The sequence below is a fragment of the Halobacillus salinus genome, from assembly GCF_004684905.1.
Taxonomy (GTDB): Bacteria; Bacillota; Bacilli; order Bacillales; family Halobacillaceae; genus Halobacillus; species Halobacillus salinus.
In genome coordinates this window covers 1,109,107-1,133,745 of record NZ_SRJC01000001.1, presented here as the reverse complement: position 1 = coordinate 1,133,745, position 24,639 = coordinate 1,109,107, and the positions used below count along the sequence as shown (strand labels likewise).

Here is a 24,639-nt window from a genome sequence, read left to right as displayed (position 1 = left end):
TCACTCCATTTTCAGTGGGGTTGTCCACTAGTTTTTCTTCTTTTCATCATGGTCTTCAGTTAAGTCACGAGCAGAGTTCTTGAACTCTTTCAACGTTTGACCAGCCGCTTTACCGATCTCTGGAAGCTTCTTAGGTCCGAATATAACGAGGGCAATCGTCAAGATAAGTATTAAGCCAGGGATGCCGATACTTGACAGCATGGTTTCACCGCCTTTATACGAAATAATCGCAAGTTAGTCTAAGTATTACATTCTCATCATATCATGTTTCCTTATAAATGTCTTCGGGCTTGGGAAGTTTTTAACATCTGTTTAGCTTCTTCGTAATCCTGAAGTGTATTCATGTTAAAGAAATGCTCTTCAAGAATGGGGGCTGGTACACTTCCATATCTCACGACGGGTTGAACCTGTACCTCGTCGAACAACCGACTCACCTTACGCTCCCCTTCTTGCAAGATTCGCTCAAGAGGAGCGAGACAGCTTTGATGAAATATAGCTGAAGTGGGTTGGTGCCTACCTTGATAATAAGGAACAACCACCTGGGTGTTCGGCCCCTTTGACTGTAGTAATACTTCATATACTTCTTTAGAGATAAACGGCGTATCGCAGGCAGAGACGACTAGCCAGTCCGCTTCTGTATGAAGGAGCCCCGCATGAATGCCTGCGAGTGGTCCGCCATCCTGAATTACATCAGACACATTTTCATAACCATTCCGCTCCACATTGCTATTTACTACCACGTGACTAGTCACTTTGTTGAGTTGCTCGTAAATTAGGCGAAGAACTGTTTTATCTCCAAGAGGCAGTCCAGCCTTATCCTGCCCCATTCGTGTGGAACCTCCACCTGCTAGTATTAGTCCGGCCGGAGTCATGATACCGGTCTTTCATAGATACGGAAATAGTAGTCGTATGGATTTTGCTCGTTCTTTTCCCCTTTCGTTTCCGAGACCATTTTCCACTGGCTCTCTTCGAATTCAGGGAAGTGTGTGTCACCTTCGAATTCATGATCGATGTATGTCAGGTACATCCGGTCCGCATAAGGCAGCATCTTCTCGAATAAAACCGTTCCACCGATGACGAACCACTCTTTGTCCGGCTGATTGTTCTCCATTTCCAGAATTTCATCAATGGAGTGGATGATGGTACATCCCTCTCTATTATATTCCTTGTTCGAAGTAATAACGATGTGCTCTCTTTCTGGCAAGGGTTTGCCGAAAGATTCAAACGTTTTCCGTCCCATAATGATCGTCTTACCGATCGTCATGTCTTTGAAAAACTTAAAGTCATTCGGAATGTGCCATGGTAAATCATTGTCTTTTCCGATCAATCGATTCTTATCCATTGCAAAAATAAACGAAATCATCTCTTCTACCTCCTAAAAATTCAGACAGCAACGGGAGCTTTAATTCCTGGGTGTGGATCGTAGCCTTCTAACTCGATATCCTCCATCTCCACATCAAACACACTTTCGACTTTCGAATCAATGTTCAGTTGTGGTAAAGGTTGCATTGTTCGTGATAATTGAGTCTTCACTTGTTCTAAGTGATTACTATAAATATGTGCATCACCTAACGTATGAATGAACTCCCCTACTTCAAGTCCACATTCGTGTGCAATAAGATGGGTCAGCAAGGCGTAGCTAGCTATGTTAAAAGGAACGCCAAGGAAAATATCAGCACTTCTTTGGTATAATTGACAAGATAGCTTGTCATCAGCAACGTAAAATTGGAACATTGTGTGACAAGGGGGAAGGGCCATGTTTGAAGGAACATCTTCTGGGTTCCAAGCAGTTACTATATGACGACGGGAGTCCGGATTCTCTTTGATAGTCTGGATGACTTGTTGCAATTGATCGATAATATCTCCCTGTGACGTCTTCCACGCTCTCCACTGTTTTCCGTAAACTGCTCCGAGATCACCATATTTAGAAGCAAAAGCATCGTCTTCTAATATGTTTTGTTTAAACAAGGACATCTGTTCATCATATATTTCTTTAAACTTTTCGTCTTTTTGGCTCCGGCGTCCGAAATCTGTCATGTCTGGTCCTTTATATTCTTCACTATTGATCCAATTCTGAAACGCCCACTCATTCCAGATGTTATTATTATGCTGTAACAAATAACGAATGTTCGTATCTCCTTTGATAAACCACAGCAGTTCACTTGCGATTAATCGAAACGGAATCCGTTTTGTTGTCAAAAGCGGGAAGCCTTCTTGTAAGGAGAACCTCATCTGATACCCGAATACAGAATACGTTCCGGTTCCTGTGCGGTCTCCTTTATAGGCACCATTCTCAAGAACATGGTGGCATAAATCTAAATACTGTTGCTCATTCTGACTCATATTAGTTCCTCCTAAACCATCGTTTCCCTTTCGAATTCTACTAGGAAACGTTCAATTGTCTTATGTCTATATTCTGCTTCTTTCCTTCCGGTATCTGTGTTCATCTTCTCTTTAATATGCAGAAGTTTTTCGTGAAAATGCGAGATGGATGTTTTTTCCCCATCATCCTTACTATGTATCTTTTGCCCTTTAGCCCCTCCGAAGGCAAATGTCCGGGCAATCCCGACGGCTCCGATCGCGTCCAATCGATCCGCATCCTGCAACACTTTACCAAGCATCGTTTGAGGAATCCTTCCCTTCTGGAACGAAACTGTTTCAATAGCATTCTCGATTCTATCACAATTTTCCTTGGATAATCCCCACGCCTGCAATTTAGCCTTCCGGTCTGCTTTTGCCCTTTGCGTATTAGAACTTAACTTCGCATCATCTAGGTCGTGAAGGAGTCCTGCAAGTTCTGCTAAAAAAGGGGATTCCTCCTCTTGTATTGCGAGTCGTTTAGCCCAAAGCGCGACTCGCTTCATATGATCGACGCCGTGACCGGTCACATCTTCTTCGAAAAAGGGTTCTATATACTCGTGCGCTTGCTTAATGACATGCTCTTGGTCCATAGCTCCTCCTCAAAATTGAAATAAGTCCATTTGCCTTGGATTTAGATCATTGTACTGGATATTTAATAGAGACTGCATCTTCTTTGCGTTAGCGGCAGCATCTCCACCGGAGTTATTATTGAATAACAGGGTGATGTGCGGGGTCTGCTTCTTTAGTTCATGGATGCGTTCTGCCCACTCCGTTAGTTCTTCTTCATTATAATTATATAGAAAGCGAACTTTCCGCCAATCTTTTCTACCATTCTTGTTCCATCCGTGAATATTTCTTCCGTGAAAACGCACTAATGTTTTTTCAGGGTGAGTCGTTTCCAATACTCTCGGAACAGAGCCAATTCCAGCTTGAGGTTCATCGCATATCGTATGAATCCATTCTTCTTCCCTCATAAACTCGATCGTCTTCTCCAGGTTCCCGTTCTGAAACCAGGTTCGGTTACGGAATTCCAGCGCCATCGGATAGTCACGCAACCATTCTCTTAAAAGCCTGAGCTTTTTAATATGCTGTTTATTCACATCAAACCATGGTGGAAACTGAAACAACAATGCGTTCAGCTTCCCTTTCTCGACAACGGGTTGAATGGATTCTTCGTAAGCTTTCACTAGATCTTTTGCTTCCTGTATCGTTCTTGACTCCCTGTCATGTCCCGTTAATCCGTTAAAAGCTTTCACTATAAAGGAAAAAGAGGACGGGGTTTGTGCCACCCATTTTTCATAATGGGTTGGAGGCTGGATGGCATAGAAAGCGGTATCTACTTCAACAACCGGAAAATGAGAAGCGTAATCGGATAACTTATCTTGTGATCTGGAACTCTCTGCATACAAATCGGCATGATCACTCCATCCCGTTAATCCAATTTGAATACTCAATGCTATGCCCCCTTTCTTTACTCAATCTTTCTGTTAGTTTACCAAACAAAATGGTTCCTGTGAAAATATAGTTCACAGGAACCTAAGAGGTAAGAACTTAGAACAGACCTTTTATGACCCCTTCTTCTGTTACATCCATATTCAATGCTGCAGGCTTCTTTGGAAGTCCAGGCATCGTCATGACATCACCCGTAAGAGCAACAAGAAAACCGGCTCCAACTGAAGCTCTCAACTCTTGAACAGTAATAGTGAAGCCTTGCGGGCGTCCTAATGCTGTCGGGTCATCAGATAATGAATATTGCGTTTTAGCCATGCATATAGGGAGCTGTCCGTAACCTAGCTCCTCGAATTGTTTCAACTGTTTTTGCGCTTTGGAAGAAAACTCTACAGCCTCTCCTCCATACACTTTCGTAACGATCTTTTCTATTTTCACTTCAATTGAATCATCTAAATCATACGTATACTGTAAGGATCCTTGTTTGGATTCACAGGCTTCCATGACTTGTTTTGCAAGATGGATTCCTCCACTTCCTCCTTCAGCAAATACTTTTACAAGAGAAACAGGTGCCCCCTCCTGTTTACACCAATCTAATAGAAACTCCGTCTCAGCCTCTGTATCTTTAGGGAATTGGTTGACTGCTACAACGTAAGGAAGGTTGAATTGCTCGATTGTCTCGATATGTTTCTTCAAATTCTCCATTCCTTTTTCTAATGCAGCAAGATTTTCTGCTTCCAATTCCTTTTTATTAACGCCTCCATGCATTTTCAATGCTCGTATCGTAGCAACTACAACGACAGCATCAGGTTCGAACCCTCCTGCTCTCGTTTTGATATCAAGGAATTTCTCAGCTCCAAGATCTGCACCGAATCCCGATTCAGTAACCACATAGTCTCCAAGCTTTGAAGCAATCTGGGTAGCCATCAAACTATTACAACCATGAGCGATATTGGCAAAAGGGCCACCGTGAATCACAGCTGGAGTGTTTTCCAAAGTCTGTACGAGATTAGGCTTCATGGCATCCTTCAATAATAAGGTCAGTGCTCCTTCATATCCCAGCTGTTCAACCGTTACTGGCTTTCTGTCGAATGTATAGGCTACCACCATACGGGAGAGGCGGCTCTTTAGATCCTGTAAGCCACTGGCAAGACACAATACAGCCATTATTTCAGAAGCTACCGTAATCGTGAATTGATCTTCCCTAGGAATTCCTTTCACGGGTCCTCCAAGTCCTACGACAACCTCTCTCAGCGCCCTATCATTTATATCCAGCGCTCTCTTCCATTCAATACGACGCGGGTCTATGTTCAATTCATTTCCTTGATGAATGTGGTTATCAATAAAAGCAGAGAGAGCGTTGTTCGCGGTCGTGATGGCATGAATGTCGCCTGTAAAGTGAAGGTTGATCTCATCCATCGGTACCACTTGCGAATAACCACCTCCACAGGCACCACCCTTGATTCCCATAGTCGGTCCAAGGGATGGCTCTCTTAAGGCAATGACCGCTTTTTGATCCAATTGATTCAAAGCTTGTCCTAGTCCGACTGTGACGGTCGACTTACCCTCACCTGCAGGCGTCGGATTGATCGATGTAGTCAAGATGATTTTCCCGCTCGGGCGATCCGATAATTTATTCAATAACTGGTCGGACAGCTTGGCTTTATAATGTCCATAAGGCTCCCAATCATCTCGGTCGAGATTCAATTGTCCTGCAATTTCTTCGATTGGCTTCATATCAGCTTCTAAAGCGATTTCAATATCCGTTTTCATCATTCCAACTCCTTTACAATTCTTTCTTTATCTATTGTACATGACATCCTCTCCCAATGCAGATAACGATGCACATATTCACCCTAGAAAAATGCCGCTCATTTGTTGACGATAGCCATAGAATACGATATTATTTGAAATAAGCAAATAAGTAGATCGGAATCATAAATGACAGTAGTTCCCATAGAAGCTCCCGGTGTTTAGATTCCGCAGCCTCTATGGGATTTTTTATGGGTTTTCCGCTACCTATTTGTAATTCACACGTTACACGTGAAAGTTTTTAGGAGGAATCATATCATGCAAAACGGTACAGTAAAATGGTTCAACGCAGAAAAAGGTTATGGCTTTATTCAAGTTGAGGGCGGAAACGATGTATTCGTACACTTCTCCGCAATCCAAGAAGAAGGTTTCAAGTCTCTTGAAGAAGGACAAGAAGTAACATTTGAAATCGTAGAAGGCGACCGTGGCCCACAAGCGGCTAACGTTGAGAAAAAATAAATGAAACCTGAAGCGGCAATCCATTAAGTTGGATTGCCGCTTTTTTTAGTTTTCTTCATCTTCCCCTATCTTGAAAAAATAGCATTTACCACTTATAATAGACTGCTGTTCATTCTACTTTGAAAGGAGGTTTGGACATGAGTAACGAATGGTTATGGATTGTTTTTGCTCTTATAAATTTCGGATTATTATTGACTATGTATCGATTGTTCGGAAAATCAGGTCTTTTTGTTTGGATCGGAATGTCTACCGTCGTAGCGAATATCCAAGTGGTAAAAACGGTAGAGATGTTCGGTCTGAATGCAACGCTTGGGAATATTTTGTACGGTACCGCCTTCTTAGCTACCGATATCCTTAATGAGAAATACGGGAAGAAGGAAGCTCGAAAAGCTGTTTGGATGGGCTTCTCAACACTCATTCTTCTAACTTTGATCATGCAGTTTGCGTTGCAGTTCACGCCAGGTGAAAATGATATAGCCCAGCCTGCATTAGAAACACTGTTCGGTATTGTACCCTCCATTGCTATTGGCAGCCTCACAGCATATATTATTAGTCAGTATTTCGATGTATGGCTTTATGCACGGCTGAAAAGGGTATTCACTTCTGACAAGACGCTATGGATTCGTAACAACGGAAGTACGATGGTAAGTCAGTTGGTTGATACCGCCATATTCTGTGGTATAGCATTCTACGGACTATACCCTGTCGACGTTTGGCTCGAAATTTTCTTCACGACTTATTTAATAAAGTTTGTAGTTGCAGCACTTGATACACCGTTCTTGTACGTAGCGAAACGGTGGAATAAGACTGTCCTCTAAAGGGGTGTTTCCAATTGATTACCGTATTTACAGATGCAGCTGCCAGTGGCGACCCGGGCCCTGCTGCCTGTGGCATCATAATAAAGGAAGGCAGTTCTTTTACTGAACATTCCTTCTATCTCGGCGAATACTCTAACCATGATGCAGAGTTTCTGGCTGTTGAGAAAGCATTAGAGTTATGTAAGGAAAAGTATTTTGGAGATATCATCTCGATTCGTTCTGATTCCAAAACAGTCGTAGAAGCTCTAGATCAAGGGTACACTAAAAACAAGTCTTTCCAATCTTATCTATACTCTATCAAAGTACTTGAGGAAAGCTTCCCAATGGTTTTCTACAAATGGATTCCGGAAAAACAGAATAAACAAGCGGACCTTCTTGCGAAAAAGAAGCTTCATCAGCCAAAAAAGCCCAAGAACTAAAGTTCTTGGGCTTTTTTGGTTATTATCTGCGCAATTTCTTTTTCGTCTTCAGTCCTCGCTCCTCCAGTGACCGGTACACTTGTCTTTTTGTTATGATGCTAGGCTTTGCAATATGCTCTAAGACCCCTATAAAGAAACTCGGATCAAATTCGTGCTGATACTTGAGTGTTACTCTCACAGCAATAATTGTTTTCCATTCTGTTGCATTCGTTGAGTTTTTACCGAAGTATATGAATCGTATATCCTCATCCTGCAGTTTGAAGCCTTTCGACCATAGATCCTCTAAAAAATATGCTAGTGCAAACTCATTCTCCATAAGACGCTCCTTATCCTCGCAAGGTTCGAACTATGCTTACATATATGTATCGTCATTATTCTACTAATCTCGACATCAACTATGTCCATAGTATAACAAAAAAACAACCAGATGAAGGTCATCTGGTTGAAATCTTCTGTTCGTATGCCTGTCTTTTTTGATATTCGGATATCCTGCCCTTCCCAGTAAAGGCTGCCACGACAGATTGAGCAGGGGCAGAACCCAATTTTGCCAAAAGGAAAACGGTCAGCACGCTATATACGAGAACGACAGTAAAGATAAGTAACATCACGTTCCTTCACCTTCTAACTGAAAATGATTTTCATTTCTAATTAGATTATAGCAAACCCCTATCCTAAGAACAAGACCCTGTGCTTCCTAAACTCTTTCCTTTAGTGCCCGATTTTCAGCAGGTATTCTTATTCTTAAAATGAGAAGGTGGAAAACAGGGAATATTACAGCGGTTATATAAGCGTGGAACAACAATGGTATTGCTATCAATTCAAAGAATACAATGGTGTAATTAGGATGACTCATAAATCGATATAAGCCTTTTTGGATAGGTTTTTCTTCAGGAATTATGATAATTCGAGTGTTCCACCTCCTGCCGAGCGTAGCTATACAGTAAATTCGCAACAACTGCAGAACCGAAAAAAAGGTTAAGGCAATCCACGTGACGTAAGACCAGCTAAAATCCGTTAAACTGAACTCGACTAAAATCGATACAAAGAATAATGTATGCAAAAGGATAAAGAGAAAGTAGTGTTCTTGACCAATTTCTCGTCCTCCTCTTTCCAGCATCCACTTCTTATTTGATTTTGCTATGGCAAGTTCGCTGAGCCGCTGAAAAATCAGAAAACTGAACAAACCGATCAATAGCCAATCCATTATACCCACTCCAAACTGACTATCTCTGAACTGAATCCAGGCCCTAAAGAAGTCATCATTGATTTTGTGCCTCGCTCTGGTCGATCGAGCATGGCATCGTGCAGAACAAAATGTACAGTTGGCGAAGACATGTTGCCATGACGTGCGAGTACGTTACGAGAATGCTTCAAAGCTTCATCTGACAGTTGAAATAGATCTTGATAGGCTTCAAGCACCTTCCTCCCTCCAGGATGTGCCACGACGAAGGCGAGATTATCTGTTGTCCAGTTTTTCTCGTTTAAGGCATCACGCATATGGTGACTCCAAAAATCCTTGACTAGGCGGGGGATACTCTTATTAAAGATGACCTCAAACCCTGTGTCTACTACTCTCCAACCCATGACATCCATACTGTCCCTTCGAATTCGTGAGCTTGTCTCCCCTAGCCTTATTGGTGCCTTAGCATTTTTCAAAAGTGGAGATTCGTCTCCAGCCATCAGTACCGCAGAAGCTCCATCTCCAAAAAGGGCAGTTCCTACAAAATTTGAAACTCTTCTATCCTCTACTTGAAAGGTCAAGCTGCATAACTCAACACATACGACCAGCACATTTTGTCCTGGGTGTCCTTTCAGCCATTCATACGCACGAGAAACACCACTCGTTCCACCTGCACAACCGAGACCGAACAATGGAGTTCTTTTTATTGAGTCCTTAAATTTCAAGTCGTTGATCAAATACGTATCTACAGTAGGTGTTGCTATGCCAGTAGAAGATACAAAGATTATATGATCTATTTCTTCTGGAGCAACGGAATGCGACATGAACGAGGAATGTGATAAACAGGACTCAACCGCAGATTTGGCATATTCCACTGCTTTTTCCATATAGATGTGGTTTCGTTCCGCCAATCCATGAGGTTTGTTGAACCAGTCCAAACCAGCTGCAAATTGGCGGCTTGTTATCTGAGCATTCTCAAAAATAGGAAGCAGTCTCTTCTTCTCATGATCTTTCAACGGGAAAAGTTTATAGACTAATTCTTGAACGGCAGGCTGGCTGAAAGAGTATTCCGCTTCTTTCACTCCAGAAGAAAGAATATAAGGCATCGTAATCCTCCTTTTTCTTTATTCTGTATAAAATCAAAGAATTTATCCCGGTTCATGTCGAATTATGTGGTATGATTAACCTAAGTCAATGGTATGCTTATTAGGAGGGTTACATAGTGTCCAATAGTCAATCTATCACAGAAGTCCTCAATGGAAGTCTTGACTCTGTCCATTCCATACTCCCATTTGAATTATCCATCGATCGGCCAAGCAGATCTGAAGAACCGATCCAACAAAATGGACTAGGCGTTCTGATTGGGATGACTGGTGATTTAACGGGAAGATTACTGATTGATGGAAGTCACACAAGCTTTGGTTACGTAGGGGAAAAAATGTTCGGAATGCCACTAGAAGGAGAGATGCTTTACTCCTTCACAGGGGAACTCGCCAATATGATTGCCGGCCATCTCTCCACAAAAGTGTCAGAGCGCAGTATTTCAATTGATATCACCCCTCCTACTGTCATTCAAGGTGAATCTAGTATCCGCGGTTTCGACCTCGCCTTTCATGTTCCTCTCACCCTACAGGATGACCATCAATTAAAATTGATATTAATGATTGACAAAAAAAGCATGTAGCCTCAAAGCTACATGCTTTTTGTATACCTATTAGAATCCGTAGATAGTCATGCCCCCGTCTACAAGTAATGTTTGACCCGTCATATAATTGCCAGCGTCCGAGGCAAGAAATACAGCCGCGCCAGTCAACTCTTGTAACGTTCCAATCCGTTTGAGTGGTGTTCTATCAAGAATGGACTGGACATATTCCTCATCTTCAAGGAGCTTTTCTGTTAAGGAAGTAGGGAAATACCATGGACCGATGGCATTTACATTAATTTGGGAAGGCCCCCACTCCAAAGCAAGGTTTTTAGTCATTTGAATGAGAGCACTTTTCGTCATGGCATAAACCACACCTGTCCTAAGCGCAACGTGGCCGCCTACAGAAGAAATATTGATGATTTTCCCTTTTCCTTTTTCTTTCATGACAGAACCGGCATATTGAGAAAGAAAAAAAGCACTCTTCATATTTGTATTGATGATCTGATCCCATTCTGCTTCCGTGACATGCTCTGCTTCACTTCGAATATTCATACCTGCATTGTTCACCCATATATCGATTCCTCTTTCGCCGCGAACCGAGTCAACTTCGCGCTTGATCTCCTCATACTCGACGATATCTTTCTCAATCGTGTAGGCATTCCTACCGAGCGCTTCAATGTCTTCCTTTACCGCTTGTAGATCTGAATGGTGTCTTGCAATAACAACCACATCTGCTCCAGCTTCAGCAAAAGCCAAACTGATAGCTCTTCCAATTCCTTTTGTGCCACCTGTCACGACAGCTAATTGATCAGTTAAAGAAAAGCTTGGTAGATACATATGTATTCCTCCTTTGAATTGTCCGATTTAAGGAAATTTTCAGCATTTTATAAATTTTCCCAGATTGATTTACATCCGGATGCGCTTACACTAGAATGATAAAGGTATGAAATTAGAAGGGGGACCATTAACATGAAAAAATGGCTATTAGCACTAGGAATCACAAGCGCTCTTGTCCTTGCTGGATGCGGCAGCGACTCATCCTCAAACGGAGACGATTCCTCAAAAACTGAAGAAAAAGAAAATGAATCAACACAAGATGAAGCAACAACAAAAAAAGAACTTCTGGCTACTCAAATGAACATTAAAGATACATTCAAAGGTCATCAAGCAAAAATCACAACGTACCAAGAGGCTGTATCTGCAGAAGAACCAGATCAAGAAGCGATTAAATCTGCAGCAGAAGAAGCAAAAACGGCTGCTAAAGAAGCAGCAGACACTGCAGCTAACTACACAGTTGAAACTGACCTACCGGATAACGTGACATCACAAGTGACGGAGTCTCTTGCTTCCCTACAAGCATACTACGAAGAAGTAGCGAATGTACTTGAAGAAACACCAGAAGAAGCAGACTTTACGAAAGCAGAAGAACAATTCACTCAATTCATTGACCAACTAGGCGCACTATATGAAGAGGTTGGCCTGCTGGCACCAGATATGATGAAAGAGTTATCATAATATCACTTAAAGTTCAGGTATAGAGAACGACACCTCTTCCTTGACTTTCTTTACAAAGACCCCCCTTAATCAACATGATTTAGGGGGGTCTTCTCTTTATTAGAATTTATAAATCGTTTGGTATTTCTCCGTTAAATAAGCAACGATGTAATCAGGATTCAACCCTTCCCCTGTTACATCCTTGACGATTTCAAGCGGTTTTTTCATCTTGCCATACTGATGAATGTGTTCTGTTAACCACGCTTTAATCGGCTGGAAATCTCCATTCTTGATATGTTCCTCTACGTCTATCTCTTTCTGCATCTGATTGGCAAACTGAGCAGCATACATATACCCAAGAGCATAGGAAGGGAAATAACCGAATGCCCCACCAGCCCAGTGAATATCCTGCAGAACGCCTTCAGCGTCAGTAGGTGGCTCTATTCCAAAGTATTCTTTCATCTTTTCATTCCATAAGGTTGGCAAGTCAGCTACTTCGATCTCGCCGCCGATCAAAGCCTTTTCCAGTTCATATCGGACCATGATATGCAGGCAATACGTCAGCTCATCTGCTTCAATACGGATGAATGATGGTTTCACTTCGTTTATCGCTCGATAAAAATCATCCAACGGAAGATTTTCAAAAGAATTCGGTGCATATGATTTGAACAGGTCATAATGGTTTTCCCAGAAAGCTTCTGTTCGTGCGATGAAGTTTTCCCAGAAAAGTGACTGAGACTCATGGATCCCCATCGACGTTCCATCTGCAAGTGGGGTGAACGCTAAACTTTCGTCTATGTTTTGCTCATACAATGCATGTCCACCTTCGTGAATCGTACCGAAGATAGCCGTGCGGAAGTCTTTTTCATCGTATTTAGTCGTTACGCGAACGTCATTTGTATTCAGCCCTATCGCAAAAGGGTGTACGGTTTCATCCAACCTACCCGCGTCGAAATCGTACCCCATACGACTGAGTATTTCTTCACTGAACCGCTCTTGCTTCTCTTTTGGAAAATGACCTTCCAAGACGGAGGGATCAGGTTGATTGGGAGCTTGTTGTACCTTTTCCAGTAGTGCGGTTAAAGATTTGCGAACTTTAGGGAATACTTCATCTAAAACTTCGACCGTTACACCGGGTTCGAAGTTATGTAATAGCGCATCATATCTATGGTTTTCATAGCCCCAATAATCAGCGAAACGACGGTTGTATTCGACAAGCTCTTCTAAGTACGGGCGGAAACTATCGAAGTCATTTTGGTTCTTCGCTTCCTCCCACATCGATTCTGCTTTAGACTGCAGGGTTACATATGCTCGGTATTCCTCTACCGGAATCTTTGCAGTTTTATCATACGTTTCTTCCGCTTCTTCGACAGAACGCTTCATCACGTCATCCAAGTCGCTGGCTTTTAACTCATCGATACAACTTTTCATCTCTTCTGAAGTCTGAATCTCGTGCACTTTTTGCGAAAGTACTCCAAGCACCTCTGAACGGTGTTCAATGCCTTTTTTCGGAGCTTTCGTACGCATATCCCACCCCATGAGGGCAATCGCCTCACTATAAGACGCCTGCTCTTTCAAAAGGGATTTAAACTGGTCTAACTTAGATTGTGACATACATAGTCCTCCTTATTAGAAACCTTTATTGTGTGTGGGGGTAGATCGTATTTTCTTCCCGAAATACTGATAATAATCTGTCTTGATAAAGCCGTTGAAAAGCTTTCTTTTCTTCGTAGCTTTCTTACCGTACAGACTTTCAAACCCTTCGTGCGATGTTAATACATATACACTCCAAGAAGGATCATCTCGCATGATGGTTCCTAAATCACGATACATTTTTTCTACTTCAGGCTTTTCATTCAATCTTTCCCCATAAGGAGGGTTCGTCACAACGTATCCGTTCTCCTTCTTCGGTTTGAAATCGGAGACTTGCATTTGTTTCCAAGTGACCAAATCACCTAGCCCTGCTTCTAGTGCGTTTCTTTCTGCCACTTTAATCATTTCCGGATCAAGATCAGAACCGGTGATATCAAGAGGTTGATCATAATTCGCATGTTCTTCCGCCTCACGGAATGCTTCGTCCCAAACCTTTTGAGGGATGAAACCCCAATTCTCAGAAGCGAATTCCCTGTTAAATCCAGGCGCGATATTTTGTCCGATCAAAGCCGCTTCAATGGCAATCGTGCCAGATCCACAGAAAGGATCTACAAACGGTTCATCCGGCTTCCAATTCGTAACCTGTACGAGCGCTGCAGCCAAAGTCTCTTTCAAAGGTGCTTCCCCTTGTCCAATTCTATAACCGCGTTTATGAAGACCAGTTCCAGATGTGTCAATAGTCAGGACCGCTTCATCTTTATGGATAGCTACTTCTACCCGGTAAAAAGCACCCGTCTCTTTTAACCAGGAAGCAATGCCGTATTTTTTCTTCAACCGTTCCACAATGGCTTTCTTCACAATAGATTGACAATCCGGCACACTGTAAAGTTTTGACTTTACAGATTTACCAACGACCGGAAATTCTCCATCTTCTGATATAAAAGCTTCCCAAGGCAATGCCTTCGTCTCTTCAAACAATTGATCAAAGCTCGTCGCCTTGAACCTTCCTACCAATAACTTCACACGATCAGCTGTTCTTAACCATAGATTGGTCCTCGGGATTGCCGAGACATCTGCCGTGAAAATGACTCTTCCGTTTTCCACTTGAAGATCTTCATAGCCGAGCGCTTTAACCTCATTCGCTACGATTGACTCAAGCCCCATGGCAGCAGTTGCAATCAATGTTACTTTATTAGACATGATAACCCTCCACCTCGATAAGATATGTATTCATAAAAAACCCTCCTAAAAAGCAAGACTTTTCAGGAGGGTATAGTTTCATTGATAAAATGACCATTGAATACTTTGTAAGCCATGTTCTGTTCCATTGTACTGCAAGCGGCGGTCAACCTCGTACTCCGGTGGTAATCATCTATCTGTCGATAAACGACCTCTTCATCGGTTCATTTCCCATAGAAGAGTGCCCCTACCTATATTTGGGTTGCTCACTCGTGGGGTTTACCTCGTTCCACCCAAAATATTTCTATTTTGGCTCCGTCACTGTGGCACTTTCAAGGTATTCATTCCATATCATGAAGACGTAGGAATTTTCCCTGCCGTTAGCTATTGCTACCCTGACTTATGGTTTCGTCAGGCACGAACACTACAAGCATCTCAGCTTGTGTGAGCATGGACTTTCCTCTGTATGATAAAGTCATACAGCGATTACCCAAGTATTCAATTTGCAAACGTTCTTTAAACGCACTCGTATAGTATAGCAGTTCTAAGATCGTTTGTCACAAAGAAAATTACGTTAATCTGCGTATTTCTTTCCAAATACGGCTTTTTCCAAATTCGATACACGTTTCAAAATATCATAGTTTACTTGATGATTGTTTGTGTTCGTATTCGTGTTTTGCGTCCTTGTAGGCATTTCTCTGGAAGTGTTTTTCCTAAGACGTTCATTTTCTTGTTGAAGTCTCTCCAATTCCTGGGTGAACCGATCATAGTCCTGAATGATCAAATCTAGGTACTCATCCACTTCTTCCTGGTTATAACCACGCATAGACGTTTTGAAATCTTTTTCTAAAATCTCTTTACTTGTCAGTTGAAAACGTTCTTCACTCATTTTCATCACCTCTGTCTGCCACATTAACTCTATTTTTTCAAAACATGCCTAAATTGTCAATTTTCTTTGTGGATCAGTTATTGGCTCCAGTAATCAGGATCAGACATCCTCATCTCCTCTACCGTCTCATCGAGATCCATCGGCGTTATGTAAAGGATGGAATAGTCCGCTTTCTCCTTTTGATCTTTCGCTTTATTCAAAAAGAATTTAGGGCTCCCATCTGTCTCTTCATCAAACAACACTAGACAACCATCGGAATGTTCTACAAGAAACTGATCCTTAGCTTTGAACTGATATGGCCCTTCATATTCTTTATTAAATACAGGTTTAAAGAAGTCTGCAGTCATGGTAAGTTCTTCATACATCATTTGCAGGTCCTCCGGCCAACGTTTCTCCTGATCCTGAAACGGCGGAATAACCCCAAGTTTGATATCATAGCCATTTTCTCTTAAATCAAGAACAACTTGAGCGGCCCACATTTCCACTCCCATTTGTCCAGAAACCAATACCCATTCAAGTCCGCCATCCAATAATCCAGCAATTCTTCGTTTGATTGTTTCTTTTACAAATTCTATTTTGGGATCATCTGGTTTAAATATCCCCATCTCAATGGGTTTATATCCCGTTATAACGATCGTTTTCATTTAATCACTTCCTAAACTATATTCTATAAAAAATAGAAGAAAGCCACAACTCAAGTTGTGGCTTGTTATTTATTCCATCATGCCGCCTTGAGGCATCATTGGCATCATCGGCATTTGACCTTGCATTGGCATTTGACCTTGCATTGGCATTTGTCCCTGCATCGGCATTTGCCCCTGCATTGGCATTTGTCCTTGCATTGGCATTTGACCTTGCATCGGCATTTGTCCTTGCATCGGCATTTGCTGCATCTCTTGAGGGTTTGCAAACTGCATCCAGTCGTAATCTGGTGAAGACCCTTGTGGATAAGCGAAGTCTTGTGTTTGGAAGAAATCCTGTTCGGACATCATATATGGGAAGTAGTGGAAGTTGTTTAGTAAGTGATTATTTTTAACAAGCACATGTGTTGGGTGGATGTAATCTTGATTTTCAACAAAGCAATTTTCCATGACACATTGCTGCATCGGGCAGACAATTGGACGACGCTGACAATTTGGTGACATTTGACCTTTCATTGAATGGTGCATGCGTGTTTCACTCCTTAGCTGTTATTCTCTATCAGCGTATGTCACGGAGACCATCATCGTACTGGGCTAAATCATCAATATCGTACTTTTTTATTCAAAAAAAGCAGCACACAAAGCTTGAGCTCTGGGTGCTACGAATTCGAATCATGATTCTTCAGATGGTAGATCAGATGCTGCAAACGAAAATGGTAGGAGCTCGTCCATAGAAAGTGACTTTGTTTCTCCACCTAGATTAGAGGTGTGAATCATCACATCTGGACCAAAGAATTCGCTCATTACCTGACGACATGATCCACACGGCGGCACGGGACGTTTAGTATCAGCCACCACCGCTAATTGTGAAAAGGAATGATGCCCATCAGAGATTGCTTTAAATATCGCTACACGCTCTGCACAACACGTAACAGGGTAGGCAGCGTTCTCTATATTACAGCCTGTGTATAACGACCCATCCTCTGTAAGTAAAGCCGCGCCTACTGGAAACTTCGAATAAGGTGTATAGGCACGTTCTCTCATTTTTGTTGCTTCTTGGATTAAATCTTGTTGCTTCATCTCGTTCCCTCCCTTTCAATTGGGAAAATCATTATATAAGAAATCCCGCAACATGTAAAGCGATTTCATAATTTCAGATGAGTAGCACATTCGGCAATCAAAATAAATGACACTCGTGTCAAAAATACTTATACTATGTGTAGTTCAACTTAAAAGATAAAGGAGGAAAACATGTGTCAAAGCTATTGGAATTCAAGAAAATTGTATGGGTATTCATTGCTCTTCTTGTTTTTACCGGAATTTTTACTTATTTACAATTACCTAAGCGTGAAATTCCCGAAATCAATGTAAATATTGCACAAATATCAACCGTTTATCCTGGTGCAACACCTCAGGAAGTCGAACGCACTGTGACAAACCCGCTAGAATCTCAATTATTGAATGTGAAAGGGATCACAGACGTCACATCCGCTTCTACAACAGGATTCGGATCATTGACCGCAACATTGGACGGTGGAGTTGACCGAGACAGCGTCAACTCGAAGATACGGCAAATCGTCTCGGATGCATCTCGTTCGTTCCCTGATGAAGTACAGGATCCCACTGTACAAACTGATTTAACAACCTCTTCTGTTGCACTATACCACTTACTTGCAGATGACAGGAAGCAGTTGAATCAACTAAGAGATGAGGTGGAAACTTGGAGAGACTCTATAACGAGTCTGTCAGGGGTTGAATCCATTCTTGTCAAAGGACTGCCTGAACAACAAGTAACTGTATCACTGGACAACGAAGCCTTAAATGAAAACCAATTAGCTCCGTTCTCCATCATTTCTACGATCCAGAAAGAGATCGCACCATCTGCCATCGGAAGTGAACAACAGGACAACACGATTTATCAACTTATTTTCAATAAATACTCTGATATCGAAGAGCTCTCGACATTAGCTGTTGGGACGACGAATGAAGGAGATGTCATTACGCTCGAAGATGTAGGAGAAATTAAGGTTGATAATAAACCTGTCGAAGACTTGATCACTTACAAAGGAAAAGCTGCTCTCTCGTTGACTGTATTCGCCAAAGAAGGTGTGAACATCTCCACTCTTCAAGAGGATCTCACATCTAAAATTGATGATTTGAAAGGAGATTTACCTGAGGGGATTACTGTTGATCGTTTCTACACTCAAAGTACCATTATCGAAGAAGTGTTCACTAATCTCATCACTTCATTAGGAATCAGCTTCTTGGCCGTTATCGTCATCATGGTGCTCGGGTTACCATTGTCATCAGCCATATTGGTCGCTCTAGCCATTCCAATATCCATCATTATCGGACTAATCCCTCTACCCTATGCAGGCGTAGACTTGAACCAGATATCGGTAATTGGCATGATCATTGCAATCGGGATTCTAGTGGATGATGCCATCGTGGTAAATGATAATATCCAACGAAGGTTCCAATTAGGAGATGGTCCGCTAGAGGGAACCATTCGAGGAGTAAAAGAGGTAGCAAAATCGATTATTACATCGACCCTTATGATTATTTTCAGCTTCCTTCCTCTTACGTTCCTCTCTGGGACAAATGGAGACTTTATACGTGCCCTACCTTCTGTGTTGATATTTACCATCGTTGCATCAACTATCATTTCTTTGACGTTGATACCGACAGTTCAATACGCACGAAAGAAACGAAGCAAGCAGAAGTCACGTGCTAAAGAAGGTCTCTTAGGTGGGGCATTCAATGGAATGGAGAGACTATACGCAAATCGAATACTTCCAAAGACAACCAAGCGACCATGGACGACTTCCATTATAGGTTTAGTACTTTGCCTGTTGCTGGCTACACTCGCGATTAGGATACCATTTGAATTTTTCCCTGCCGCTGATCGTCAGGAAGTGACGATTTCTGTAGAGTATCCACAGGGTACGCCAATAGAGGAAACTGATAATAACCTCCAAGACATTCAGCAATTTCTAACAGACCAAGAAGATAACATTACTGAATCAACAATATACACAGGCTCAGGACTACCGAACATATTCAGCTCTGGTCTAACGCGTTCCGGAGAGAACACGGGCCAAGTATTAGTAAGAGTGAATCGAGAAGAGACTAGCGCTACTGACTTCATGAATAAATGGGAAGCGCCGTTACGTGAAGAGTTCAGTGATGCTGAGATCTTCCTTGAAACAATCGTTTCTGGTCCACCGCCTTCTCCTCCGGTTCAAGTGCAGATTCAAGGACCTGAGCTTGAACCTTTAGTTTCTGAGGCAAATCAGTTAAAAGAACAATTAGAAAGTTTATCACCAACAGAGATCGTAACTTTAAATGCTACAACGCAACCGTTCCTACAATACAATCCAGACCGCGATTTGTTAGCCGAAAACAATATTCCAATCGATACGGTAACTTCACAATTACAAATTGCGAATACTGGCATTCCTTTAGGCACGTTTGATAATGGAGTAGAACGCTTACCTATTAATGTGCTATTGGATGATGGAGAAGAAAACGGTGTAAACTTGGAGGAGTTGCAAGTTGTCTCCCCTAATGCACAAGGAGCACCGAACCAGCCTCCTAGCACATTTAGTTTAGATGAAGTTATTACAACAGAAGAAAAAGAACAAATTGGCGCTATTCCTCACCTCGACGGAGAGCGTACCATTACAGTGAACGCTTATCCTAAAGAAGGTGAAAGTCAAGATTTCACATCAGAAGCAACCGATTTGATTGATTCCTTCAAAGAAGAGCTGCCTGAAGGATACACTGTTGTCGAGAGTGGTCAGACTGACGCTCAGACAGAATTCTTCATAGAAGTTTCCAAGCTGTTCGTTATCGTGTTGTTCTTGATCTATCTGACTATCGCAGTTCAGTTCAATTCTCTGCTTATGCCGCTTCTCATAACAGGAACCGTATTCCTGGCCATTACTGGAGCGATCGTAGGACTGTTTGTATCAGGAGAGCCATTAAGCTTCCTTGCTACACTGGGAATTGTTTCCTTATCGGGAATTGTAGTAAGAAACTCCGTCATTTTAGTCGAGTTTATCGAACAGAACCTCGGAGAGTATGGATCGACGGTTGAAGCCGTCATTGAAGCAGGTCGAGCGCGGATTCGTCCGATTGTGCTTACGTCCCTGACTTCTGTGGCCGCTTTGACACCGATTATCTTTACTGGAGATGTACTGTTCAAGCCACTTGCGATATCTATTGTGTCAGGACTTGTATTCTCGACTGTGCTGACATTACTACTTGTTCCAACATTTTATTTGATCATCGCCAAGTTCACAGGAAGATTAAAAGCATAAAAAAGAAGCCAGAGCATAGTTGCTCTGGCTTCTTTTATACTTCCTGATTCTTGTTTATGTCATCTAAGATCATATCTAGTACGTAGTGAACCGATTGGTACAATTCTTTAAATCGCTTGCGGTGAACGTCTAAATAATAACTGTGTAAGATGATCATTTCTATATTCTCATGCGTGGACTTCACTTGATTAGGGTGCACACTTGTGTGCCGGTTTTTCACAAAGACCTCGGCATTTTCCAACCACGAATTATTGAGATCGAACATGGGCTTTGTCTCTTCTTTTACCCGCTCGAATAATTCGCGGTCTGTTTTGTCTACAGGGCCTTCGCTATTTATAAAAAGTTTGTGGCGCTCTTCAATGATTTGTTTGAGTTGCTCTGTCTCCCGCTGTAATTCCATGTATCTCACCTTTTTCTTCTTACCATAGCACGATTTACAATCGTCATTCAATTATTCAAACTACACGACGCTGTCTTTTGATGACCCCACCAGTGAAGTTCCGTTTCTGTTCTTTGCGTACCTTTTTCAGCTCTTCTCTCAGTCGGAACACTTCATCTTTGAGCCCATCAATTTCTCTTCGGTGAGAAACCGCCATGGTGTGGACAACTTCATCCGCTTTTAAAGACAGCCGACGTTCAAGTAGTGAGAATTTCTCTTTTAATCGGACTAACTCTGCTTCAAACTCATTTTGAGCAACGGAACGATTCTTCATACGTCCATCTCCCCCTTTTATTGGTATTGCTATATTTCGCCCTGTTTTGTATAACTCCTTTGCTTCTGACAAGACTAGAAGTAAAGCAACAAAACAAGCCATAAAACTCCGGAAAGGGAGACTATAATATGCCAAAGAAAAAGCAACCGAAGAAAAAACAGCCGACTCCGGCTAAAACAGATAACCCGAAACTTGCTGGTGAAGATCGTCCGGCAACTTAACGTCGTACTGCTGCTATGTGCTCATAGCAGCAGTTTTTTATATATATCCCCCCTTAAACGATCATGAGTTGTCGAAAAAAATAATTGGAGTGCCTACCCAAATATTTGTTGAAACCTTTTAAACCCTCAAACGTCTAATATCTTGATGGTTTTAATAGGCTTGGCTTCATTTTTTTGATATGATACTCTCATGGAATCAGGGAGGGAGTATCCATTGAACTACCCAAACGGCAAACGGAAGACACAACAAAAGACAAGAACACCGCAAAAAAACAAACCTGACTTCAGTAACCGTGGGATGACTTTGGAAGAAGACATTTCCGCGACGAACCAGTTTTACCTAGAAGCAGGTATTGCTGTTGTTCACAAGAAGCCAACACCCGTTCAAATTGTCCAAGTGGATTATCCAAAACGAAGTGCAGCTGTAATCAAAGAAGCGTACTTCAAACAGGCGTCAACCACTGACTTTAATGGAGTTTATCAAGGTAAGTACATTGACTTCGAGGCGAAGGAAACGAAAAATAAAACCTCTTTCCCACTGAGCAACATCCATCAACACCAAATTGACCACATGAAGGCAATCATAGAGCACGGAGGCATAGCTTTCCTAATTGTAAAGTTCACCCCTCACGACGAGGTGTACGTTCTGCCTGCCCATTGTGTATTCGAATACTGGGATGGTCAATTTAAAGGTGGAAGGAAATCTATTCCTTACCAGGTAGTTCACGAGGAAGGCATCCTTGTCCCTTTCCACTTCCAAGCTCGAGTCGATTATGCAAAAGCATTAGATAAGCTCTATTTCTGAAATGGAGGAAGCAACAATGGCCAATGAAAGCCAATCTAGATCAGCTAGAAAAAAACAGCTGAAGCAAACGAAAAAAGGAAAGCGAAAACCACGATTTAGAAAGTTTTTGATGACGATTTTCATCTTAGGAATTCTCGCCTTGATCGGGGGCGGATCATTATTTGCCTATTATGCCTTTACTGCACCTGAGCTTAATGAAGAGCAATTATCCGTTCCCTACTCATCGAAAGTTTATGATAAGAACGACAACTTGATCGCTGATTTAGCCGGAGTGGAAACCCGTACGAAAGTAACGTACAACGATCTGCCGCAAGCCACTGTTGATGCAGTAATTGCAACAGAGGACTCCCGCTTTTTCGACCATATTGGAATTGACTTCAGAAGAATCTTAGCAGCCGTATGGGCGAACGTCACGCAAGGTTTCGGTGCTGAGGGAGCAAGTACAATCACACAGCAGGTCATCAAGCAATCATTCCTATCATTCGATAAAACGCTTGAAAGAAAAGTACAAGAACAGTACCTTGCTATTAAATTGGATCAGCAATATTCGAAAGAACAAATCCTAGAAATGTACTTGAACAAAATATATTATGGTGCGAGCGCATACGGCATTGCCGAGGCAGCAGACACATATTTTGGTAAAGAAGATTTAAAGGAACTTACTTTAGCTGAGAATGCCTTACTTGCAGGGCTTCCACAAAGACCTTCCGGGTATAATCCATATGAACACCCTGAGGCGGCCCAGAAGAGAATGGAAACCGTTCTTAGCTTAATGGTTCAACACGACAAAATCACGCAAGCAGAAGCAGATGAAGCAAGGAAGACGGATGTAAAAGACCTACTCGTACCTTCCGATTCTAGAGAGAAATCTCCATACGATGCCTTCATTGACGTTGTTGAACAAGAAGTACGTGAGAAACTAGATGGTGCAAACATTAATGAAGATGGTTTGAACATCTATACGACACTCGACCCGAACGCTCAGGAATCTGTCGAGAATATTTTGAGCGGTAACGGACCGGTTAGCTGGCCGGACGAGGAACTAAATGCGGGTGTTGCCGTAACAGACACGAAAACGGGCGCTATCCGTGCAATCGGTGGTAACCGTAACTATCAGAACGGGAATTTTAACTATGCAGCTCAACTGAGTCGTCAAGGCGGCTCTACTATGAAACCTTTACTCGCATACGGTCCCGCAATTGAGCATGAAAAGATGTCTACCTATCACCAAATTTTAGATGAACCATACGAAGTGAACGGGAAAGAAATTAGTAACTTCGACAACCGTTACAGAGGCTGGGTTTCTGCACGTTATGCACTGAGCCGATCCTTGAACATTCCGGCGATGAAAACCATTGAAGAAGTGGGAACAGATCGTGCTAAAGAGTTTGCGGAAGGTCTAGGTATCGAGTTTCCAGAAGACCAGATTTACCCTATTGAAGCGATTGGTGGAGGAAGCGCAACTGTTAACCCTATCCAAATGTCTGGAGCATATGCGGCATTCGGTAACAAAGGGGTATATAATGAACCTTACACCGTTAGGAAAGTAGAGGTTCCAGGTCAAGAAACCATTGATATGAAACCGAAACCGAAAGCAGCGATGAGCGAATATACTGCTTATATGATCTCCAATATGCTTCAAACGACGATGTCTGAAGGATCGGGTCGTGCAGCAAACATTTCTGGCTTACCCGAAGCAGGAAAAACAGGTACGACGAACCGTCCGACAGACAACGGAGACATTGCACCTGACTCCTGGTTTAACGGATACACAACCAATTATTCCATTTCCGTTTGGAGTGGCTATCAAGACAATGATAAAGGATTATCATCTGCCGCAAAGGATGTACCGAAGCAGATCTTTAAGCCGTTGATGACGGAATTGTCATCTGACGTAGATACAGCTGACTTTTCGAAACCTGACTCTGTTGTATGGGTCGATGTAGAAGAAGGTTCCCGTCCAGCGAAGCTTCCTAGTGATTTCACACCTGGCAGTCGAATCGTGACGGAGTTATTCCATGTCGACAACCAACCTTCTAAAGTTTCACAAGTGTATCAGAAACTGGACCCTGTCCAAGGCTTGACTGGTACCTACAACGAGGACACACAATCCATCGATCTTAGTTGGTCTTACGGTGAGACAGATGGTGTTACCTTCCGAGTAGATGTATCCGTCAACGGTGGTCAGCCTAGTGAACTGACTTCAACAAATGAAACGAGTCTCAACATCTCAAATATTGAATCAGATTCTAACTATTCATTTAGCGTAACAGCCATCAGTTCTGGGCAGGATGCGCAAGACAGTGATCCATCAAGTGTTCAAGTACAAACTCCGTCTCTAGATCAAGAGGAAGAAGAAGACGAAGACCAGAACAATGATGAGAATCAAGATAATAATCAAGATGACGAAAATACAGACGAGAACAATGACCAAACTGAGGATCCTAACAACGACGAAAACAACAATCCAGAACAGGATCCGAACAATGGTGAAAATACCGACCAAAATCAAGACCAAAATGACAGCGGTGATGGAAATAACAACTCAGGCGGAACTGGTGATTCCGGTTCCGATACCGGAGACAATCAGGATACACCACCTGATACCGAAGAGGAACCAGCCGCATAAAAAAAACGTA

General features: G+C 42.3%; 27 protein-coding genes and 1 other RNA gene. 8 read left to right on the top strand and 20 right to left on the bottom strand.

Going from position 1 to position 24,639, the window contains the following annotated elements:
* Positions 1-27: 27 nt before the first annotated feature.
* The 7 genes from E4663_RS06230 to E4663_RS06200 all read right to left on the bottom strand — a co-directional run bounded on the left by E4663_RS06230 (position 28) and on the right by E4663_RS06200 (position 5,583).
* A complete protein-coding gene (locus tag E4663_RS06230) occupies positions 28-201 on the bottom strand; it encodes a twin-arginine translocase TatA/TatE family subunit (protein ID WP_079480016.1) in 174 nt (57 codons plus the stop codon).
* A 71-nt stretch (positions 202-272) separates the two neighbouring features.
* Positions 273-872 carry a molybdenum cofactor guanylyltransferase gene (gene mobA, locus E4663_RS06225; protein WP_135326972.1) on the bottom strand — a complete coding sequence of 200 codons (600 nt, stop codon included), beginning with the start codon at positions 870-872 and terminating at the stop codon, positions 273-275.
* Positions 869-1,363, bottom strand: coding sequence for a dihydrofolate reductase (locus E4663_RS06220; RefSeq protein WP_079480014.1), 495 nt, complete (start codon positions 1,361-1,363; stop codon positions 869-871). The genes mobA and E4663_RS06220 overlap by 4 nt, the downstream gene beginning before the upstream one ends.
* A gap of 20 nt (positions 1,364-1,383) precedes the next feature.
* Positions 1,384-2,343, bottom strand: a complete 960-nt coding sequence (locus E4663_RS06215; RefSeq protein WP_135326971.1) for a thymidylate synthase — start codon at positions 2,341-2,343, stop codon at positions 1,384-1,386.
* A gap of 11 nt (positions 2,344-2,354) precedes the next feature.
* Complete coding sequence (locus E4663_RS06210; RefSeq protein WP_135326970.1) at positions 2,355-2,951, bottom strand: HD domain-containing protein; 597 nt, start codon at positions 2,949-2,951, stop codon at positions 2,355-2,357.
* A 9-nt stretch (positions 2,952-2,960) separates the two neighbouring features.
* Entirely contained in the window at positions 2,961-3,815 is an 855-nt protein-coding gene (locus tag E4663_RS06205; protein ID WP_079480011.1) for a DUF72 domain-containing protein, read from the bottom strand.
* Positions 3,816-3,912: 97 nt separating this feature from the next.
* A complete protein-coding gene (locus tag E4663_RS06200) occupies positions 3,913-5,583 on the bottom strand; it encodes a formate--tetrahydrofolate ligase (protein WP_135326969.1) in 1,671 nt (556 codons plus the stop codon).
* Between the two features lie 297 nt (positions 5,584-5,880).
* On the opposite strand from E4663_RS06200, the gene E4663_RS06195 reads away from it, so the two are divergent.
* The 3 genes from E4663_RS06195 to E4663_RS06185 all read left to right on the top strand — a co-directional run bounded on the left by E4663_RS06195 (position 5,881) and on the right by E4663_RS06185 (position 7,318).
* Positions 5,881-6,081, top strand: coding sequence for a cold-shock protein (locus E4663_RS06195; RefSeq protein WP_079480009.1), 201 nt, complete (start codon positions 5,881-5,883; stop codon positions 6,079-6,081).
* Positions 6,082-6,218: 137 nt separating this feature from the next.
* Entirely contained in the window at positions 6,219-6,899 is a 681-nt protein-coding gene (locus tag E4663_RS06190) for a queuosine precursor transporter (protein WP_079480008.1), read from the top strand.
* 14 nt (positions 6,900-6,913) lie between these two features.
* Positions 6,914-7,318, top strand: a complete 405-nt coding sequence (locus tag E4663_RS06185; RefSeq protein WP_135326968.1) for a ribonuclease HI family protein — start codon at positions 6,914-6,916, stop codon at positions 7,316-7,318.
* A gap of 22 nt (positions 7,319-7,340) precedes the next feature.
* Here the strand turns inward: E4663_RS06185 and E4663_RS06180 are convergent, their stop codons facing one another.
* The 3 genes from E4663_RS06180 to E4663_RS06170 all read right to left on the bottom strand — a co-directional run bounded on the left by E4663_RS06180 (position 7,341) and on the right by E4663_RS06170 (position 9,604).
* Positions 7,341-7,634: a DUF6123 family protein gene (locus E4663_RS06180; RefSeq protein WP_079480006.1), complete on the bottom strand. Its 294-nt coding sequence runs from the start codon at positions 7,632-7,634 to the stop codon at positions 7,341-7,343.
* Positions 7,635-8,012: 378 nt separating this feature from the next.
* Complete coding sequence (locus tag E4663_RS06175; protein WP_135326967.1) at positions 8,013-8,522, bottom strand: isoprenylcysteine carboxyl methyltransferase family protein; 510 nt, start codon at positions 8,520-8,522, stop codon at positions 8,013-8,015.
* Positions 8,522-9,604 carry a type III polyketide synthase gene (locus E4663_RS06170; RefSeq protein ID WP_079480004.1) on the bottom strand — a complete coding sequence of 361 codons (1,083 nt, stop codon included), beginning with the start codon at positions 9,602-9,604 and terminating at the stop codon, positions 8,522-8,524. The genes E4663_RS06175 and E4663_RS06170 overlap by 1 nt, the downstream gene beginning before the upstream one ends.
* Positions 9,605-9,720: 116 nt before the next feature.
* Between E4663_RS06170 and E4663_RS06165 the strand changes: the two genes are divergently transcribed.
* Positions 9,721-10,182, top strand: coding sequence for a chemotaxis protein CheX (locus E4663_RS06165; RefSeq protein ID WP_135326966.1), 462 nt, complete (start codon positions 9,721-9,723; stop codon positions 10,180-10,182).
* Positions 10,183-10,212: 30 nt separating this feature from the next.
* On the opposite strand, the gene E4663_RS06160 is transcribed toward E4663_RS06165, so the two are convergent.
* A complete protein-coding gene (locus E4663_RS06160; protein WP_079480002.1) occupies positions 10,213-10,980 on the bottom strand; it encodes an SDR family NAD(P)-dependent oxidoreductase in 768 nt (255 codons plus the stop codon).
* Between the two features lie 132 nt (positions 10,981-11,112).
* Between E4663_RS06160 and E4663_RS06155 the strand changes: the two genes are divergently transcribed.
* On the top strand, positions 11,113-11,658 hold the full coding sequence (locus E4663_RS06155) for a hypothetical protein (protein ID WP_135326965.1): 546 nt from the start codon (positions 11,113-11,115) through the stop codon (positions 11,656-11,658).
* A 99-nt stretch (positions 11,659-11,757) separates the two neighbouring features.
* Here the strand turns inward: E4663_RS06155 and E4663_RS06150 are convergent, their stop codons facing one another.
* The 7 genes from E4663_RS06150 to E4663_RS06120 form a co-directional block, all read right to left on the bottom strand.
* Positions 11,758-13,251, bottom strand: coding sequence for a carboxypeptidase M32 (locus tag E4663_RS06150; RefSeq protein ID WP_135326964.1), 1,494 nt, complete (start codon positions 13,249-13,251; stop codon positions 11,758-11,760).
* A gap of 15 nt (positions 13,252-13,266) precedes the next feature.
* Positions 13,267-14,430: a THUMP domain-containing class I SAM-dependent RNA methyltransferase gene (locus E4663_RS06145; RefSeq protein ID WP_079479999.1), complete on the bottom strand. Its 1,164-nt coding sequence runs from the start codon at positions 14,428-14,430 to the stop codon at positions 13,267-13,269.
* Positions 14,431-14,533: 103 nt separating this feature from the next.
* An RNA gene (rnpB, locus tag E4663_RS06140) (RNase P RNA component class B) lies at positions 14,534-14,907 on the bottom strand.
* Positions 14,908-14,983: 76 nt separating this feature from the next.
* Positions 14,984-15,298: a cell division regulator GpsB gene (gpsB, locus tag E4663_RS06135; RefSeq protein ID WP_079479998.1), complete on the bottom strand. Its 315-nt coding sequence runs from the start codon at positions 15,296-15,298 to the stop codon at positions 14,984-14,986.
* 77 nt (positions 15,299-15,375) lie between these two features.
* Positions 15,376-15,942, bottom strand: coding sequence for an SLOG family protein (locus tag E4663_RS06130; RefSeq protein ID WP_079479997.1), 567 nt, complete (start codon positions 15,940-15,942; stop codon positions 15,376-15,378).
* A gap of 69 nt (positions 15,943-16,011) precedes the next feature.
* Positions 16,012-16,467: a CotD family spore coat protein gene (locus tag E4663_RS06125; protein WP_135326963.1), complete on the bottom strand. Its 456-nt coding sequence runs from the start codon at positions 16,465-16,467 to the stop codon at positions 16,012-16,014.
* A gap of 144 nt (positions 16,468-16,611) precedes the next feature.
* Positions 16,612-17,019 (bottom strand): cytidine deaminase, encoded by a 408-nt coding sequence (locus E4663_RS06120; protein ID WP_079479995.1) that lies wholly within the window; start codon positions 17,017-17,019, stop codon positions 16,612-16,614.
* 173 nt (positions 17,020-17,192) lie between these two features.
* Between E4663_RS06120 and E4663_RS06115 the strand changes: the two genes are divergently transcribed.
* Complete coding sequence (locus E4663_RS06115) at positions 17,193-20,261, top strand: efflux RND transporter permease subunit (RefSeq protein ID WP_135326962.1); 3,069 nt, start codon at positions 17,193-17,195, stop codon at positions 20,259-20,261.
* Between the two features lie 34 nt (positions 20,262-20,295).
* On the opposite strand, the gene E4663_RS06110 is transcribed toward E4663_RS06115, so the two are convergent.
* Positions 20,296-20,661, bottom strand: a complete 366-nt coding sequence (locus E4663_RS06110) for a DUF1798 family protein (RefSeq protein ID WP_135326961.1) — start codon at positions 20,659-20,661, stop codon at positions 20,296-20,298.
* Positions 20,662-20,716: 55 nt separating this feature from the next.
* Positions 20,717-20,974 carry a hypothetical protein gene (locus E4663_RS06105; protein WP_135326960.1) on the bottom strand — a complete coding sequence of 86 codons (258 nt, stop codon included), beginning with the start codon at positions 20,972-20,974 and terminating at the stop codon, positions 20,717-20,719.
* A gap of 435 nt (positions 20,975-21,409) precedes the next feature.
* Between E4663_RS06105 and recU the strand changes: the two genes are divergently transcribed.
* Positions 21,410-22,000, top strand: coding sequence for a Holliday junction resolvase RecU (recU, locus tag E4663_RS06100; protein ID WP_079479991.1), 591 nt, complete (start codon positions 21,410-21,412; stop codon positions 21,998-22,000).
* Between the two features lie 16 nt (positions 22,001-22,016).
* Positions 22,017-24,629, top strand: coding sequence for a penicillin-binding protein 1A (locus E4663_RS06095; protein ID WP_135326959.1), 2,613 nt, complete (start codon positions 22,017-22,019; stop codon positions 24,627-24,629).
* Positions 24,630-24,639: the final 10 nt, after the last annotated feature.

What these genes read in the sequence shown, in the direction of transcription:
- E4663_RS06230 (WP_079480016.1), bottom strand. Translation starts at nt 201, where the DNA reads ATGCTGTCAAGTATCGGCATCCCTGGCTTAATACTTATCTTGACGATT.
- E4663_RS06220 (WP_079480014.1), bottom strand. Translation starts at nt 1,363, where the DNA reads ATGATTTCGTTTATTTTTGCAATGGATAAGAATCGATTGATCGGAAAA.
- E4663_RS06150 (WP_135326964.1), bottom strand. Translation starts at nt 13,251, where the DNA reads ATGTCACAATCTAAGTTAGACCAGTTTAAATCCCTTTTGAAAGAGCAG.
- mobA (WP_135326972.1), bottom strand. Translation starts at nt 872, where the DNA reads ATGACTCCGGCCGGACTAATACTAGCAGGTGGAGGTTCCACACGAATG.
- E4663_RS06190 (WP_079480008.1), top strand. Translation starts at nt 6,219, where the DNA reads ATGAGTAACGAATGGTTATGGATTGTTTTTGCTCTTATAAATTTCGGA.
- E4663_RS06145 (WP_079479999.1), bottom strand. Translation starts at nt 14,430, where the DNA reads ATGTCTAATAAAGTAACATTGATTGCAACTGCTGCCATGGGGCTTGAG.
- E4663_RS06180 (WP_079480006.1), bottom strand. Translation starts at nt 7,634, where the DNA reads ATGGAGAATGAGTTTGCACTAGCATATTTTTTAGAGGATCTATGGTCG.
- E4663_RS06155 (WP_135326965.1), top strand. Translation starts at nt 11,113, where the DNA reads ATGAAAAAATGGCTATTAGCACTAGGAATCACAAGCGCTCTTGTCCTT.
- E4663_RS06095 (WP_135326959.1), top strand. Translation starts at nt 22,017, where the DNA reads ATGGCCAATGAAAGCCAATCTAGATCAGCTAGAAAAAAACAGCTGAAG.
- E4663_RS06130 (WP_079479997.1), bottom strand. Translation starts at nt 15,942, where the DNA reads ATGAAAACGATCGTTATAACGGGATATAAACCCATTGAGATGGGGATA.
- E4663_RS06125 (WP_135326963.1), bottom strand. Translation starts at nt 16,467, where the DNA reads ATGCACCATTCAATGAAAGGTCAAATGTCACCAAATTGTCAGCGTCGT.
- gpsB (WP_079479998.1), bottom strand. Translation starts at nt 15,298, where the DNA reads ATGAGTGAAGAACGTTTTCAACTGACAAGTAAAGAGATTTTAGAAAAA.
- E4663_RS06170 (WP_079480004.1), bottom strand. Translation starts at nt 9,604, where the DNA reads ATGCCTTATATTCTTTCTTCTGGAGTGAAAGAAGCGGAATACTCTTTC.
- E4663_RS06200 (WP_135326969.1), bottom strand. Translation starts at nt 5,583, where the DNA reads ATGAAAACGGATATTGAAATCGCTTTAGAAGCTGATATGAAGCCAATC.
- E4663_RS06215 (WP_135326971.1), bottom strand. Translation starts at nt 2,343, where the DNA reads ATGAGTCAGAATGAGCAACAGTATTTAGATTTATGCCACCATGTTCTT.
- E4663_RS06160 (WP_079480002.1), bottom strand. Translation starts at nt 10,980, where the DNA reads ATGTATCTACCAAGCTTTTCTTTAACTGATCAATTAGCTGTCGTGACA.
- E4663_RS06105 (WP_135326960.1), bottom strand. Translation starts at nt 20,974, where the DNA reads ATGAAGAATCGTTCCGTTGCTCAAAATGAGTTTGAAGCAGAGTTAGTC.
- E4663_RS06195 (WP_079480009.1), top strand. Translation starts at nt 5,881, where the DNA reads ATGCAAAACGGTACAGTAAAATGGTTCAACGCAGAAAAAGGTTATGGC.
- E4663_RS06120 (WP_079479995.1), bottom strand. Translation starts at nt 17,019, where the DNA reads ATGAAGCAACAAGATTTAATCCAAGAAGCAACAAAAATGAGAGAACGT.
- E4663_RS06110 (WP_135326961.1), bottom strand. Translation starts at nt 20,661, where the DNA reads ATGGAATTACAGCGGGAGACAGAGCAACTCAAACAAATCATTGAAGAG.
- E4663_RS06210 (WP_135326970.1), bottom strand. Translation starts at nt 2,951, where the DNA reads ATGGACCAAGAGCATGTCATTAAGCAAGCGCACGAGTATATAGAACCC.
- E4663_RS06175 (WP_135326967.1), bottom strand. Translation starts at nt 8,522, where the DNA reads ATGGATTGGCTATTGATCGGTTTGTTCAGTTTTCTGATTTTTCAGCGG.